Origin of the sequence: Frigoribacterium endophyticum (genome assembly GCF_011759585.1) — a bacterium.
Taxonomy (GTDB): domain Bacteria; phylum Actinomycetota; class Actinomycetes; order Actinomycetales; family Microbacteriaceae; genus Frigoribacterium; species Frigoribacterium endophyticum.
This window is the reverse complement of record NZ_JAAOYV010000004.1, coordinates 1-14,457: the sequence shown is the minus strand read 5'-3', so window position 1 is coordinate 14,457 and position 14,457 is coordinate 1. Positions and strand designations below refer to the sequence as shown.

General features: G+C 72.7%; 12 protein-coding genes and 1 tRNA gene. 7 read left to right on the top strand and 6 right to left on the bottom strand.

Features of this window, described 5'->3' with window-relative positions; all coding sequences use genetic code 11:
- Positions 1 to 81: 81 nt before the first annotated feature.
- Entirely contained in the window at positions 82 to 918 is an 837-nt protein-coding gene (locus FHR77_RS15225) for a VOC family protein (protein ID WP_167261788.1), read from the top strand.
- 94 nt (positions 919 to 1,012) lie between these two features.
- Positions 1,013 to 1,621 carry a GNAT family N-acetyltransferase gene (locus tag FHR77_RS15220; RefSeq protein ID WP_167261711.1) on the top strand — a complete coding sequence of 203 codons (609 nt, stop codon included), beginning with the start codon at positions 1,013 to 1,015 and terminating at the stop codon, positions 1,619 to 1,621.
- Positions 1,622 to 1,795: 174 nt separating this feature from the next.
- Here the strand turns inward: FHR77_RS15220 and FHR77_RS15215 are convergent, their stop codons facing one another.
- Positions 1,796 to 3,298 (bottom strand): catalase, encoded by a 1,503-nt coding sequence (locus FHR77_RS15215; RefSeq protein WP_056051812.1) that lies wholly within the window; start codon positions 3,296 to 3,298, stop codon positions 1,796 to 1,798.
- An 81-nt stretch (positions 3,299 to 3,379) separates the two neighbouring features.
- Complete coding sequence (locus FHR77_RS15210) at positions 3,380 to 3,883, bottom strand: transcriptional repressor (protein ID WP_167261708.1); 504 nt, start codon at positions 3,881 to 3,883, stop codon at positions 3,380 to 3,382.
- Positions 3,884 to 4,120: 237 nt separating this feature from the next.
- On the opposite strand from FHR77_RS15210, the gene FHR77_RS16725 reads away from it, so the two are divergent.
- Complete coding sequence (locus FHR77_RS16725) at positions 4,121 to 5,473, top strand: GAF domain-containing protein (RefSeq protein WP_167261706.1); 1,353 nt, start codon at positions 4,121 to 4,123, stop codon at positions 5,471 to 5,473.
- A 55-nt stretch (positions 5,474 to 5,528) separates the two neighbouring features.
- Here FHR77_RS16725 and FHR77_RS15200 read toward each other — a convergent pair whose 3' ends face one another.
- Positions 5,529 to 6,452, bottom strand: coding sequence for a ribokinase (locus tag FHR77_RS15200; RefSeq protein WP_167261704.1), 924 nt, complete (start codon positions 6,450 to 6,452; stop codon positions 5,529 to 5,531).
- Positions 6,453 to 6,578: 126 nt separating this feature from the next.
- On the opposite strand from FHR77_RS15200, the gene FHR77_RS15195 reads away from it, so the two are divergent.
- The 4 genes from FHR77_RS15195 to purL all read left to right on the top strand — a co-directional run bounded on the left by FHR77_RS15195 (position 6,579) and on the right by purL (position 11,510).
- On the top strand, positions 6,579 to 7,880 hold the full coding sequence (locus FHR77_RS15195) for an acyltransferase family protein (RefSeq protein ID WP_167261702.1): 1,302 nt from the start codon (positions 6,579 to 6,581) through the stop codon (positions 7,878 to 7,880).
- Between the two features lie 311 nt (positions 7,881 to 8,191).
- Positions 8,192 to 8,476: a phosphoribosylformylglycinamidine synthase subunit PurS gene (locus tag FHR77_RS15190; RefSeq protein ID WP_056055429.1), complete on the top strand. Its 285-nt coding sequence runs from the start codon at positions 8,192 to 8,194 to the stop codon at positions 8,474 to 8,476.
- Positions 8,476 to 9,171: a phosphoribosylformylglycinamidine synthase subunit PurQ gene (purQ, locus tag FHR77_RS15185; RefSeq protein ID WP_167261700.1), complete on the top strand. Its 696-nt coding sequence runs from the start codon at positions 8,476 to 8,478 to the stop codon at positions 9,169 to 9,171. The genes FHR77_RS15190 and purQ overlap by 1 nt, the downstream gene beginning before the upstream one ends.
- Positions 9,168 to 11,510 (top strand): phosphoribosylformylglycinamidine synthase subunit PurL, encoded by a 2,343-nt coding sequence (gene purL / locus FHR77_RS15180; protein ID WP_370543588.1) that lies wholly within the window; start codon positions 9,168 to 9,170, stop codon positions 11,508 to 11,510. Before purQ ends, purL begins: the two co-directional genes overlap by 4 nt.
- A gap of 253 nt (positions 11,511 to 11,763) precedes the next feature.
- Here the strand turns inward: purL and FHR77_RS15175 are convergent.
- The 3 genes from FHR77_RS15175 to gltX form a co-directional block, all read right to left on the bottom strand.
- Positions 11,764 to 11,835: transfer RNA gene (locus FHR77_RS15175), tRNA-Gln, on the bottom strand.
- A 55-nt stretch (positions 11,836 to 11,890) separates the two neighbouring features.
- On the bottom strand, positions 11,891 to 12,826 hold the full coding sequence (locus FHR77_RS15170) for an FAD-dependent oxidoreductase (protein ID WP_167261698.1): 936 nt from the start codon (positions 12,824 to 12,826) through the stop codon (positions 11,891 to 11,893).
- The gene (gltX, locus tag FHR77_RS15165) at positions 12,823 to 14,313 is read right to left on the bottom strand and encodes a glutamate--tRNA ligase (RefSeq protein WP_167261696.1); all 1,491 of its coding nucleotides are present in this window, start codon (positions 14,311 to 14,313) and stop codon (positions 12,823 to 12,825) included. The genes FHR77_RS15170 and gltX overlap by 4 nt, the downstream gene beginning before the upstream one ends.
- Between the last annotated feature and the right edge of the window lie 144 nt (positions 14,314 to 14,457).

The window sequence follows — 14,457 nt, the reverse complement described above, 5'->3', positions numbered from 1 at the left end:
ACCTCGGCGCCCGAGCCGACCCGCGACTCCCCGGCTGCCCCCGCCGCGAGGTCGCTCGACCTGCTCGCGCCCGACACGACCATGGGCGCGGTGACCCTGCGCGTCGCCGACCTCGACGGCATGACCGCGTTCTACCGCGACGCCGTGACGCTCGCCGTGCTCTCGCACGACGCGACCGCCGGCCGCAGCGTCCTCGGCCGCGGCACGACGCCGATCGTCGTGCTCGAGCACGCGCCCGAGCTGCGGCACGCGGCCGCCCGCGAGGCCGGCCTGTTCCACACCGCGATCCTCTTCGAGACCGAGGTCGACCTGGCGTCAGCGGTCTACGGCGTCGCGAGCCGCCACCCGGGCAGCTTCACCGGCAGCGCCGACCACCTGGTCAGCAAGGCCTTCTACTTCACCGACCCAGAGGGCAACGGCATCGAGCTCTACTGGGACCGCGACCGCACCGCCTGGTCGTGGACCCACGGCCAGGTCGACATGGCGACGCTCGCGCTCGACCCGAACGCCTTCCTCCAGCAGAACGTCCGCGAGGAGGCGCTGGTCGCCGCCGCCTCCCGCCCCGCCTCCGTGGGCCACGTGCACCTCAGCGTGGGCGACGTGGCGTCCGCACACCGGTTTTACGTCGAGCAGCTCGGCTTCGAGACCACGACGCGGTTCGGGTCGCAGGCACTCTTCGTCAGCGCCGGGGGCTACCACCACCACATGGCGATGAACACCTGGAACAGCGCGGGCGCCGGGCGCCGACAGCTCGCGCTCGGCCTCGGCACCGTGCGCATCGAGGTGCCGTCGGGCGACGACCTCGGCGCCCTCGGCGAGCGCCTCGGCCACCACGGGGTGGCGACGCGCGACGACGGGCGGGTGCTGGGGTTCGACGACCCGTGGCTGAACGCGATCGAGGTGCGGGTCCGGGCGTAGTCGAGCGAGCGGCCCCTCGGCCGCGGGCGTCGGCAGCGGCCGCGCCACCGGCACCGGCACCGGCACCGGCACCGCGGGGCGTAGCGTCGACCGCATGCCTGACCAGCCCGCCCCCTCCGTCGCGCCCGGCGCCCCCGAGCACGACCACCGCCCCGTCTTCGATCTCGTCGCCGAGGGCGACCTGGGCCTCGACGACCACGAGGCGATCGCCGCGATGCTGGGGCTCGCCTTCTCCGAGTACGACCACTGGTACGCCGGGGCCCGCAGCTGGGCCGGCATGCAGCCCGAGCTGCGGGTGCTCGGCCGCGTCGGCGACGTCGTGGTCGCGCACGCCGGCCTGCGACGGCAGTTCGTGACGGTCGGCGAGACCGACCTGCTCGTCACGGCGGTGGGGATGGTGGCGGTGAGCCCGATCCTGCAGGGCACGGGCCAGGGCGGAGAGCTGCTCCGCCGGGTCGACGAAGGGCTCGCCCGGCTGGGCAGCCGGTTCGGCCTGCTCGAGACGGGCGAGGGGGTCCAGGGCTTCTACCGGCGTGCGGGCTGGCGCCCGCTGCACGGCGTCACCGGCCACTTCACGGCGTTCAGCGCCGACGGCGCCGGGGTGCTGGTCAGCCAGGACGAGGGCTGGCTCGTCCGCGAGGTCGGCGCCGACCTCGCCGAGTGGCCCGCCGGCGACCTCCGCTGGAACGGCCAGATGGTCTGAGCAGCCGAGCACCCGCGGCGACCAGGTGCAGGACGAACCACGTCCTCGCCACGGAACCACGCCGCGGCGTGGTTCCACTGCGACGACGTGGTTCGTAGCACCGTCGCCCCCACATGCGGGAGGCGCGGTGCCCGTCGACCGGGCACCGCGCCTCCCGCAGTGCGGAGCTCCCGACTACGCGGGCACGCCCACCGTCGCCGGGTCCTCGTTCGAGCCGGGCGCCTCGGGGGAGACGCCGGCGCGCACGCGGGCGCCGAGGATGGGGTCGACCGAGTTCCAGTACTGGAACACGCGCTCGAGCAGGTCGGGGCGCGTCACCTTCGAGACGTGGCCGACGATGTTGGCGACGAGGCGGTCACGCTGCTCGTCGTCCATCACGTCGCGCACGAGCGAGCCGGCCTGGCCGAAGTCGTCGTCCTCGGCGTGCAGGGTCGCCGCCGAGCGGACGAGCTCGCCGTCGCTCTCCCAGCCGCCGGTGTCGCCGGCCGCCTGCGGGTCGGCCGCGGGGCCGCCCACCGAGTTGGGCGCGTAGACCGGCGCCGTCGCCTCGCTGAAGTGGTAGCGCGCCGCGCCGTCCTTCGAGTACGAGTGCACCTCGGTCTTCGGGGCGTTCACCGGCAGCTGCTGGTGGTTGACGCCCACGCGGTAACGGTGCGCGTCGGCGTAGCTGAAGATGCGCGCGAGAAGCATCTTGTCGGGGCTCGTCGCGATGCCGGGCACGAAGTTCGAGGGGGCGAAGGCGGCCTGCTCGATCTGCGCGAAGTAGTTCTCCGGGTTGCGGTCGAGGGTCATCGTGCCGACCTCGATCAGCGGGTAGTCGCTGTGCGGCCACACCTTGGTGAGGTCGAACGGGTTGAAGCGGTAGCCGGCGGCGTCGGCGTACGGCATGACCTGCACCGAGAGGGTCCAGGTCGGGAACTCGCCCCGCTCGATCGCGGTCGACAGGTCGCGGATGTGGAAGTCGGCGTCCTCGCCCGCGATGCGGTCGGCGTCGTCCTGCGTGAGGATGGCGTTGCCCTGGTCGGACTTGAAGTGGTACTTGACCCAGGAGCGCTCGCCCTCGGCGTTGATCCACTGGTAGGTGTGCGAGCCGAAGCCGTCCATTTGGCGCCACGACGCGGGCAGGCCGCGGTCGCCCATCAGCCAGGTGACCTGGTGGGCCGACTCGGGCGAGAGGGTCCAGAAGTCCCACTGCATGTCGTGGTCGCGCAGGTGGCTGCCGGGCAGGCGCTTCTGCGAGTGGATGAAGTCGGGGAACTTCATGCCGTCGCGGATGAAGAAGACGGGGGTGTTGTTGCCGACGAGGTCGTAGTTGCCCTCGCTCGTGTAGAACTTCAGAGCGAAGCCGCGGGGGTCGCGCCACGTGTCGGGGCTGCCCTGCTCGCCGGCGACGGTCGAGAAGCGGGCCAGCATCTCGGTCTCGACGCCGGGCTGGAAGAGCGCGGCGCGGGTGTACTGCGAGACGTCGCCGGTGGTGACGAAGCGGCCGAACGCGCCGCCGCCCTTGGCGTGGACGATGCGCTCCGGCACCTTCTCGCGGTTGAAGTTCGCGAGCTTCTCGACGAGGCGGTGGTCGTGCAGCACGATGGGGCCGTCGGCCCCGACGGTCTGCGAGTGGGCGTCGCTCGCGGCGGGCGCTCCGTTGTCGGTCGTGGTCACGGGGGTGGCGTCGGTCATGACTCCTCGTTTCGTTCGGTGTTCAGTCACGGGTCGTTCAGGCACCCGGCACGTGGCCGGGGAAGACGGTGGGGCAGGCCCTCAGGAGGCGCGGGTCAGGTCGCCGACGGCCGTCGCGTCGCCGACTCCGCCGGCCTCCGCGTCGAGCTCGACGTCGTCGTCGGAGTCGCGACACGCCGCGCACAGCCCCCAGAAGGTGACCTCGGCGGTCTGCACCGTGAAGCCCGCGTCGTTCGACGGGGTCAGGCACGGCGCGTGCCCGACGACGCAGTCGACGTCGGCGACGTCACCGCACACCGTGCAGACGACGTGGTGGTGGTTGTCACCGGTGCGGAGCTCGTAGAGCGCCGGCGAGCCGGCCGGCTCGATGCGGCGCACGAGACCGGCGCCCGCGAGCGCGGCGAGCACGCCGTAGACCGCCTGGAGCGAGGTGCCCGGCAGCGCCAGGGCGACCTGCGCGAAGACGACGTCGGCGGCCGCGTGCGGCATGCCCTCGAGCGCCTCGAGCACGGCGAGGCGCGGCGCCGTCACCCGGAGGCCGGCTCCGCGGAGCCGGTCGTGGGTGGCGCTGGTCTCGGGGTGCACCTGACCATCATGGCACTTCCCTTGAACAGTTCAAGACAACACGCCCGCATCCGCAGCCGCTGCTCAGGCGCGCCCCCGGGGCCCCGGGCGCTCCCGCGGGCCCGCACCGCGCCTCCCGGACACCGCTTCGCCCCGCGGACGGCGGTCGGAGCCCAGTAGTGGGGGATGCGACCGTGACGACGCGTCCGTAGCGTGGTCGGCGGGACGGCACCCGACGCACAACCCGAGGAGCACCACGTGACCAGGACGGTCGACACCACGAGCACCACCCCGCAGTCGTACGAGCGGCTGCGCCCTGCCATGCGCCTCTGGTACCTCTGGTGGCTCTCCCGGTCGCGCCGCGTCGCGTCGCCCCGCGACGAGCCGTCCGCGCGCTCGACCGCGACCGACGCCGACACCGTGCTCATCGTCGGCAACGGCCCGGCCCACGGCTGGGGCGTGCGCTCGCACGACCAGGCCCTCGTCGGCCAGCTGTCGCGGGCGTCGTCGGCCGCCACCGGCCGCGCGTGCTCGGTCGACTACGTCGGCGACGAGATGATGAGCATCGAGTCGACCCGCTCGTGGATCCGCGACACCGACCTCGGGCTGTACGACACCTTCGTCGTGCTGGTCGGGCTCAACGACGCCGTCAGGCTCACGCCCCTCGACACCTGGGAGCACGAGCTGCGCCAGCTCGTCGCCACCCTCGCCCGACGGGCGCACCCGACGGCGCGCACGGTGCTGATCGGCGTGCCTCCGGTGCGCTCGGTCAAGCCGTTCGAGTCGCTGCTCGGGGCCGTCGCCGAGACGCACGCTGAGCGGATGAACGCGATCACCGAGCTGGTCGCCGCCGAGACGGGCGCGAGCTACTTCCGCCTGCCGGCCGGCCTGCGTCGCCCCGATTCGCCCCACGGCTGCGTCGAGGGCTACCGCCAGTGGGCCCAGACGATCGCGCACCGCATCGCGCCGACCCTCGACAGCGTCCGACGCGTCGAGCTCGACGAGCGGCTGCCGCGCAGCCTGCCCGAGCGCTCGTTCGAGTGGAGCGGCGGCGCCACCCTCGTCGACAACGCGTCGCGGGGCGGCTCCGAGGTGCTGCAGCAGCTGGCGAAGGAGGCGGAGGCCGAGTTCGGCGTGGACGTCGCGGTCGTCAGCATGCTCGACGGCAGCAAGCTCTGGTACGCGAACAACACCGAGCTGCTCCCGGTCTCCATCCCCCGCGAGCTGACCTTCTGCGACGTCACCGTCGCGGAGGACGACGTGGTGGTCGTCGAGGACGCCCGCAAGGACGAGCGCTTCGCCGACAACCCCTACCTCGACCTCAACCACGGGTACTTCTACGCGGGCCACCCGATCCACTCGTCGACCGGTGAGACCATCGGCACCTTCTGCCTCCACGACATCCGGCCGCGGAAGTCGTCGTCGGTGTCGCCGGAGAAGCTCCGCGCGTTCGCCCTCCGCGCCGAGGCCGAGCTGCAGAGCTACGAGAAGTCGGTCGCCGGCCCGGTCGCGTCGCTCGGCCAGGGCGCCCTGCCCGGAGCGGGGCCGGCCCAGCCGGCCACGCGTCGCGAGCGCCGCGAGGCCGAGGCCCGCGCCGCCCTGCACGCCTGAGCCCCGGATGCCGGGGCCGGGGCCGCTGCCCCGGCCCCGGTCGACGGGTCTCGGCCTAGCGCCGCTCGCGCGGCACCTGGACGAGTGCGCCGGCCGCGTCGTTCGCGGCCCGGGCGGCGTCGTGCAGCGAGGCCCCGCCGGCCAGCTCGGCGACGAGCACCCCGGCGAACTCGTCGCCCGCACCGGTCGTGTCGAGGGCGACCACGCGGGTGCTGGTCGTGACGTGCTCGACGCCCGCGGCGTCGGCGACGAAGGCCCCGGCGCCCCCGGCCGTGACGACGGCGGACGGGCTGAGCTCGAGGAGGCGACGCGCGACGTCCGCGGGCCGCCAGGCCCCGCCCTCCCGGACGGCCGAGCGCGAGCCCGGCTCGCCGACCGGGCGGGCGGCCTCCGCCGCGCGCAGCAGCGCGAGCCCCTCGGCGGCGTTCACCACCACCGGGTCGCTCGCTGCCAGCACGTCGCCCGGCACGCTGCGCACCGGGCTGGCGTTGAAGACGAAGCGGGCGCCCGACGCCCGGCACCACTCGACGGCGGCGCGCAGGGCGGCCTCGCTGATCTCGTGCTGGGCGAGGACGACGTCGGGCCGCGTCCGGTCGAGCTCGGCGGCGACGTGCTCGGGCGTCAGCGCGTCGTTCGCGAGGGGCGCGACCACGATGATGTTCTCCCCGTCGGGAGCGACCGTGATGAGGGCCCGGCCGGTCAGCCCCGGGGAACGGTGCACCCCGGCCACGTCGATGCCGTGGCCTGCCGCCCACGCGACCACGCGGTCGCCGACGGGGTCGTCGCCGACGGAGGAGACGAGGGCCGTGGTGCCGCGCCGCACCGCCCCGACGGCCTGGTTGAGGCCCTTGCCGCCCGGCGCCTCCTCGTACTCCGACCCGAGCACGGTCTCGCCGGCGCGGGGGAACTCCCGGACGCGGGCGACCAGGTCGAGGTTGACGGATCCGACGACGGCGACTGTGGGCTCGGTTGTGCTCATGCCTCCATCCTGGACCGCCCCAGGCGCTCGGCGACGCCCTCCCCCGCGGTCAGCCCTGGGGCTGACTTCGGAGCCCGCCTGTGGAGGAACGCCCCGTCGGGGCAGACAGGTCGCTACGGTTCGACCATGACAGCCTCCACGCACGCCGGGCCGCGAGCTGGCCGCCCGGGCGACCCGGCCGCCGCCCGGGGCCTCGACCTCTCGGGGCGCGACCTCGTCGTCGACCTGGCCCGTGTGGCCTGCGTGCTGCTGGTCGTGGTCATCCACGTCCTGATGGTCGGCGTCGCGGTCGACGCCGACGGCGCCGTCACCGCGACGCAGCCGCTCACCGAGCAGCCGTGGTTCGCGGTGTCGACCTGGGCCGGTCAGGTGATGCCCCTCTTCTTCGTGCTCGGCGGCTTCGCGAGCGCGACGTCGTGGGCGAGCGCCCGCCGTCGCGGCGTCACGGCCTCCGAGCACGTGGCCGGTCGCCTGGTCCGGCTCGCCCGTCCCGCCGTGCCCGTGTTCGTCGTGCTCGCCGCGGCCCTGCTCGTCGCGACGCTGCTCGGCGTCGACCCCGCCCTGCTCGACGTGGTGGCCACCGGCGTCGGTTCGCCGCTCTGGTTCCTCGCCGCCTACGCGATCACGCAGGTGGCGGTGCCGACGATGGCGCGCCTGCACGAGACCCGCCCGGCGGCGACCTTCGTGGCCCTGGCGACCGGGGCCGTCCTCGTCGACGCCGCCCGCTGGTCGAGCGGCGTGACCGACGTCGGCCTGCTCAACCTGGTCTTCGTCTGGCTGTTCGTCCAGCAGCTGGGGTTCGCGGTCGCGAGCGGCTGGCTCGGGCGCGCTCCGCGCCTCCTGCTGGTCGCCGTCGCCGCGGCGTGCTGGCTGTCGCTGCCCGTGCTGACCACGGTCGGCCCGTGGTCCCCCGACATGCTCGCCGGCCTGAACCCGCCGACCGTGCCGCTGATGGTGCTCGGCGTCGGCCAGATCTGCGTCCTCACGCTCCTCCGCCCGCTCCTCGAGCGGCTCATGGCGACGACGCCGGCCCGAGCCGTCGTGCTCGCCGTGGGCAGCCGCGGCATGACCATCTACCTGTGGCACCTGCCGCTGCTGATCGCCGTGCTCGGGGTCTGCCTCGCGCTCGGCGGCCCGCTGCCCGAGCCCGGCTCGGCCGCGTGGTGGTGGAGCCGCGGGCCCGTCGCACTGCTCGTGGTGGGCCTGGCTTGTGCGGTGTCGCTCCTGACGGGGCGTCTCGAGCAGCCGCCGCGGCGCTCGTCGGCCGACGCCGTGAGCCCGCCCGTCGGCGTCGTCGTGGTCGCCGCGGCGCTGGTCGTCGCGCCGACCTTCGCGGTGATGCTGTGGGGGCTCGACCTGCCGCTGGCGATCGCGGGGGCCGTGGCCCTGCCGCTCGCCGTCCTGCTGCTCGCGCCGCGCGCGAGGTGAGGGTGACGCCCGGCCGGTCGGGGGGGGTGCCGGCCGGGCGTCCTACGGTGTCGGGCGGATCAGGAACCCTCGACCGGATGTCGACAGGAGGCCCGATCACGAGGCCCTGTTCCTGTCGCTGGGTCCATGGTGCGGCGCGTTCCGATGACGACGCTGGGAGGAGCCTCGGCAACAGCCGACAACCGCCGGTCCCTCCCCAGCCCGGCCGCTCTCGCCGCGGGCCCGGGCGCCTCCCCGGGCCCGCGGGCCCGCGCGTCCCCCTGCCCTAGACTCGACGCGTCCATCCGCTACCGCTTCTGCAGGAGTTGATCGTGCCCACCATCGTCGTCGAGGTCATGCCCAAGGCTGAACTGCTCGACCCCCAGGGCAAGGCCGTCGCCGGCGCCCTGGCCCGTCTCGGCTCCGCCGCTCCCGACCAGGCCGGAGCGACGTTCACCGACGTCCGCATCGGCAAGCGCTTCGAGCTGACCGTCGAGGGCGAGGTGACCGAGGCCGTCCTGGCCGAGGTGCGCCGCCTCGCCGACGACGTGCTCTCGAACTCCGTGATCGAGGACGTCGTGGGCGTCACGGTGCTCGACGCGGCCCCCGCAGCCTGATGCGCGTCGGCGTCGTCACCTTCCCCGGCTCCCTCGACGACCGCGACGCGCAGCGCGCGGTGCGCCTCGCCGGCGGCGAGCCCGTCGCCCTCTGGCACGGTCAGCACGACCTCCAGGGCGTCGAGGCGCTCATCCTGCCCGGCGGCTTCAGCTACGGCGACTACCTGCGCGCCGGCGCGATCGCCTCGCTCTCGCCGATCATGACCGAGGTCGTCGCGGCCGCGAAGTCGGGCATGCCCGTGCTCGGCATCTGCAACGGCTTCCAGATGCTGGCGGAGGCGCGGCTCATCCCCGGTGCCCACACCCGGAACGCGCACCAGCAGTTCATCCGTCGCGACCAGGTGCTGCGGGTCGAGAACGCCTCCACCGACTGGACGAACGGCTTCACGGAGGGGCAGGAGATCACCATCCCCCTCAAGAACGCCGACGGCCGGTTCATCGCCGACGCCGAGACCATCGCGCGCATCGAGGGCGAGGGCCAGGTCGCCTTCCGCTACGTCGGGGTCAACCCCAACGGCTCGATGGACGACATCGCCGGCGTCTCGAACGCCCGCGGCAACGTCGTCGGGCTCATGCCGCACCCCGAGCACGCCACCGAGCCCGGCTTCGGCCCCGACATGCCCGACGCCATGTCGAGCGGCGTCGACGGCCTCACCTTCTTCACGTCCGTCATCGAGAGGGCCCTGTCCAAGTGAGCATCAACGACGACCACGCCGAGCTGATCGACGTCCGCCCCGAGGGCCCCAAGCCCGACACGGTCGCCGACGCGGCGGCGACGCCCGACAAGGAGCAGCCCTACGCGGCGCTCGGCCTCAAGGCCGACGAGTACGCGAAGATCCGCGAGATCCTCGGCCGTCGCCCCACGAGCGGCGAGCTGGCGATGTACTCGGTCATGTGGAGCGAGCACTGCTCCTACAAGTCGAGCAAGATCTACCTGCGCCAGTTCGGCCAGAAGGTCTCCCCCGCCATGAAGAAAGACCTCATGGTCGGCATGGGCGAGAACGCGGGCGTGGTCGACGTCGGAGGCGGCTGGGCGGTGACCTTCAAGGTCGAGTCCCACAACCACCCCAGCTACATCGAGCCCTTCCAGGGCGCGGCCACCGGCGTCGGCGGCATCGTCCGCGACATCATCTCGATGGGCGCCCGCCCGGTCGCCGTGATGGACCAGCTCCGCTTCGGCGACATCGACGCCCCCGACACGGCGCGCGTCGTCGACGGCGTCGTGGGCGGCATCAGCTTCTACGCGAACTGCCTCGGCCTGCCCAACATCGGCGGCGAGACGTACTTCGACGCCGTGTACCAGGGCAACCCGCTGGTCAACGCCCTCGCGGTGGGCGTGCTCCGCCACGAAGACCTGCACCTCGCGAACGCCAAGGGCGTGGGCAACAAGGTGGTGCTCTTCGGGGCCCGCACCGGCGGCGACGGCATCGGGGGCGCCTCCATCCTGGCCTCCGACACGTTCTCGGCCGGCGGCCCGACCAAGCGCCCCTCGGTGCAGGTGGGCGACCCGTTCGCCGAGAAGGTGCTCATCGAGTGCTGCCTCGAGCTGTTCCGCGACGAGCTGGTCGAGGGCATCCAGGACCTCGGGGCCGCCGGCATCAGCTGCGCCACCTCCGAGCTCGCCTCGAACGGCGACGGCGGCATGTTCATCGAGCTCGACTCCGTCCTGCTGCGCGACCCGTCGCTCACGGCGGAGGAGATCCTCATGAGCGAGAGCCAGGAGCGCATGATGGCCGTCGTCCGCCCCGACAAGCTCGACGACTTCCTCGCGGTGACGGCCAAGTGGGACGTCGAGACGAGCGTGCTCGGCGAGGTCACCGACACGGGCCGCCTCGTCATCAACTGGCACGGCGAGGAGATCGTCAACGTCGAGCCGCGCACGGTCGCGGTCGACGGGCCGGTCTACGAGCGCCCGGTGGCGTACCCGACCTGGATCGACGCCCTGCAGGCCGACAGCGCGTCGGCCCTCGCACGCCCGACGGGCAACGCGGTGCTGCGCGAGCAGTTCCTCCAGCTGCTCGGCTCGCCGAACCTCTCCGACAAGAGCTGGGTCACCAACCAGTACGACACGTACGTGCTCGGCAACACGGCGCTGAGCTTCCCCGACGACGGCGGCATGGTCCGGGTGGATGAGGAGTCGGGGCTCGGCTTCGCGATCGCCACCGACGCCAACGGCCGCTACTGCCAGCTCGACCCCAAGCAGGGAGCGCGCCTGGCCCTCGCGGAGGCGTACCGCAACGTCGCCGTCACGGGTGCGGTGCCCGCCGCAGTCACCGACTGCCTCAACTTCGGCAGCCCGGAGGACCCGGAGGTCATGTGGCAGTTCTCGCAGGCCGTCGAGGGCCTGGCCGACGGCTGCCTCGAGCTCGAGATCCCGGTCACGGGCGGCAACGTCTCGTTCTACAACCAGACGGGAACGGCGCCTATCCACCCGACGCCCGTGGTCGGCGTGCTCGGCGTCATCCAGGACGTCGCGAAGCGCGTCCCGTCGGGCTGGCAGGACGAGGGCGACAACATCTACCTGCTCGGCACCACGAAGCTCGAGCTCGACGGCTCGGCCTGGGCCGGCGTCGTGCACGACCACCTCGGCGGTCGCCCGCCGGCGGTCGACCTCGAGGCGGAGAAGCAGCTGGCGGGCCTCCTGGCCGCCGGTGCCGACCAGTCGCTGCTCGCGGCGGCGCACGACCTCAGCGACGGCGGGCTGGGCCAGGCGCTGGCCGAGGCCGTGCTGCGGTTCGGGGTCGGTGCCCGCGTGTGGCTCGACGAGGTGATGGAGCGTGACGGCGTCGACGTGGCGACGGCGCTCTTCAGCGAGTCGACCGGCCGTGTCGTCGTCTCGGTGCCGCGGGAGGACGACGTGAAGTTCCGGGGCCTCTGCGAGGGCCGCGGCTACCCCGTCGCCCGCATCGGCGTGACGGACGGTGCGTCCGGCTCGCTCGAGATCCAGGACCGCTTCACGGTGACGATCGACGAGCTCCGCCGCACGCACCGAGGCACGCTCCCCGCGCGCTTCGGCGCGACCATCCCCGCCTGACGCGCTCCCCGCACCACCCGAGGGCCCCTGCCACCGCAGGGGCCCTCCCCCGTCCCCGGACGTCGTAGCCCGTCCCCCGAGGCGGCGAAGCTCGCCCTCCCCCCGGGCGGCGAAGCTCGCCCTCCCCAGCAGGGGGCGGCGAAGCTCGCCCCCGCGCGTCGGGCGGCGAAGCTCGCCCGACAGCGGCCGGCAGGCCGCCGAACAAGCACGAACAGCAATGCCCCCGGACCGAAAGGTCAAGGGGCATGCATTGCTGGGGTACCTGGACTCGAACCAAGAACAACTGAACCAGAATCAGTCGTGTTGCCAATTACACCATACCCCAATGACAACACCTGTGATGGTGTCGGCATCGTCGGCCCAGAACCTGAACCGATTGTCTACTGTACAGCATCTCCGAGGTGCTCGACACCACCGACGAGATCGCGGTTGATGGTGGCGGCGACGCGGGCCCCCGAGCCGGCGGCGACGATGAGCTGCTGCGGCCCGGGCGCGGTGGACTCCCCCGCCGCGTACAGGCCCTGCACCGACGTGCGCCCGTGGTCGTCGACGACCAGCAGGCCGTCGGCGTCGAGCTCGGCCCCGGTGGGGGCGACGTACTCGAGCGCCCCCGACCACGTCGGGCGCACGAAGCCGGCCGTCCGGGCGACGACCTCGCCGTCGGCGAGCTCGACCCCGTGCATCCCCTCGCGGTCGCCCTGGATCGCGGCCACGCGGCGGCGCTCGACCCGGATGCCCCGGCTGGCGAGCCGGGTCTCCTCGTCGGCGGTGACGATGTCGGCTCCGTGCGTGAAGGCGATGACGTCGTCGCTCCACTGCGACAGCAGGAGGGCACGCTCGGCGAGGTCGGGGTGCTCGCCGATGACGGCGATGGGCTGGTCGCGCTTGCCCCAGGCGTCGCACTCGATGCAGCTGTGGACGTAGGTGCCGTAGAACGCCCGGAGCGACCCGATGTCGGGCAGCGTCTCGTGCAGCCCCGTCGAGACCAGCACCACCCGCGCCGTGGCCGACGAGGCCGCTCCACGGAACTCGCAGTCGATCTCGAAGCCGCCCTCGGTGGTGCGGATCGCCGTGGCCAGGGTTTGGCGGTGCTCGGCGCCCTCGTAGCCGAGGAACTCCTCGCGGCCGAGCTTCCGCAGCTCGAGCGGCGAGATGCCGTCGCGGGTGAGGAAGCCGTGCGACAGCAGGGTCGCGGAGTTCCGCGGTCGGTTGCTGTCGATCAGCAGCACGCGACGCCGTGCCCGCACGAGGTTGAGGGCAGCACTGAGCCCGGCGGGGCCGGCTCCGACGACGGCGACGTCGTACACGTGGCTCACGACCGGTCGAGCAGACGCTGGATGCGGCGGAGCGTCGACTCGCGCCCGAGGATCTCCATCGACTCGAAGAGAGGGGGGCTGACCTTGCGACCCGACAGCGCCACGCGCAGCGGCCCGTACGCGAGCCGGGGCTTGAGCCCGAGCCCGTCGACGAGCGCGCCCTTGAGCGCCTCCTGGATCTCCGGGTGCGTCCAGCTCTCCAGCCCCTGCAGGGCCGCCGAGGAGGCGCGGAGGACGTCATCGGCGGAGTCCGGCAGCGAGGCGATCGCGTCGGCCTCGTGCACGAACTCGTCGTCGCCGACGAAGAGGAACGACAGCATCCCCCTCGCCTCGCTGAGCAGGGTCATGCGCTCCTGCACGAGGGGCGCCGCCTGCACGAGGATCGCCGTCTCAGCCTCCGTGGGAGGATCGCTGACCACGCCGTCGAGGTACGGCAGCAAGCGGGAGCGGAAGTCCTCGGGCTCGAGCAGCCGCACGTGGTCGCCGTTGATCGACTCCGCCTTCTTGAGGTCGAAGCGCGCCGGGTTCGGGTTGACGTCGACGACGTCGAACGCCGCCACCATCTCGTCGATGCTGAACACGTCACGGTCGTGCGTGAGCGACCAGCCGAGCAGAGCCAGGTAGTTGACCAGCCCCTCGGGGATGAAGCCCCGGTCGCGGTGGTGGAACAGGTTCGACTCCGGGTCGCGCTTCGACAGCTTCTTGTTGCCGTCGCCCATGACGTAGGGGAGGTGGCCGAAGCGCGGGATGAACGAGGTCACGCCGAGCTCGACCAGCGCCTCGTAGAGAGCGATCTGCCGAGGAGTGGACGACAGGAGGTCCTCGCCGCGGAGCACGTGCGTGATGCCCATCAGGGCGTCGTCGAGCGGGTTGACGAACGTGTAGAGCGGGACACCGTTCGGGCGCACCACGACGAAGTCCGAGAACGACCCCGCGGGGAAGGTGATCTCGCCCCGCACCAGGTCGTCGAAGCTCAGGTCGCGGTCCGGCACGCGGAGGCGCAGCGCCGGCTGGCGACCCTCGGCGCGGTAGGCCGCACGCTGGTCAGCCGTGAGCTCCCGCTCGAAGTTGTCGTAGCCCTGCTTCGGGTCCCGGCCCTGCTCGACGTTGCGCGCCTCGATCTCCTCGCCCGTGGCGAAGCTCTCGTAGAGGAGCCCCTTCTCGAGGAGCTGGTCGATGACGTCACGGTAGATGTCGTGACGCAACGACTGACGATACGGAGCGTGGGGCCCGCCGATGTCGACGCCCTCGTCCCAGTCGATGTTCAACCAGCGCAGACCGTCGAGGATCTGCTCGTAGCTCTCCTCACTGTCGCGGCTCGCGTCAGTGTCCTCGATGCGGAACACGAGCTTGCCGCCGGTGTGGCGTGCGTAGGCCCAGTTGAAGAGGGCGGTGCGGATGAGCCCGACGTGGGGCGTACCGGTGGGCGAGGGGCAGAACCGCACGCGCACATCAGTGCCGGTGGCGGTGGAGAAGGGAGCAGACATCGGTGATGATCTTACCGGCCGGCCCCCGTGGCCACCTGCGTTAAACACGAAAGGCCCCTCCTGTGGAGGGGCCTTTCGGTGTGCCAGTCATGCTGTGCACTAAAGGAAGTCCGGCGGTGTCCTACTCTCCCACAAGGTCCCCCT

Coding starts and splice junctions, on each gene's coding strand:
- FHR77_RS15225 (WP_167261788.1), top strand. CDS start 82: ATGGGCGCGGTGACCCTGCGCGTCGCCGACCTCGACGGCATGACCGCG.
- FHR77_RS15220 (WP_167261711.1), top strand. CDS start 1,013: ATGCCTGACCAGCCCGCCCCCTCCGTCGCGCCCGGCGCCCCCGAGCAC.
- FHR77_RS15215 (WP_056051812.1), bottom strand. CDS start 3,298: ATGACCGACGCCACCCCCGTGACCACGACCGACAACGGAGCGCCCGCC.
- FHR77_RS15200 (WP_167261704.1), bottom strand. CDS start 6,452: ATGAGCACAACCGAGCCCACAGTCGCCGTCGTCGGATCCGTCAACCTC.
- FHR77_RS15195 (WP_167261702.1), top strand. CDS start 6,579: ATGACAGCCTCCACGCACGCCGGGCCGCGAGCTGGCCGCCCGGGCGAC.
- purQ (WP_167261700.1), top strand. CDS start 8,476: ATGCGCGTCGGCGTCGTCACCTTCCCCGGCTCCCTCGACGACCGCGAC.
- gltX (WP_167261696.1), bottom strand. CDS start 14,313: ATGTCTGCTCCCTTCTCCACCGCCACCGGCACTGATGTGCGCGTGCGG.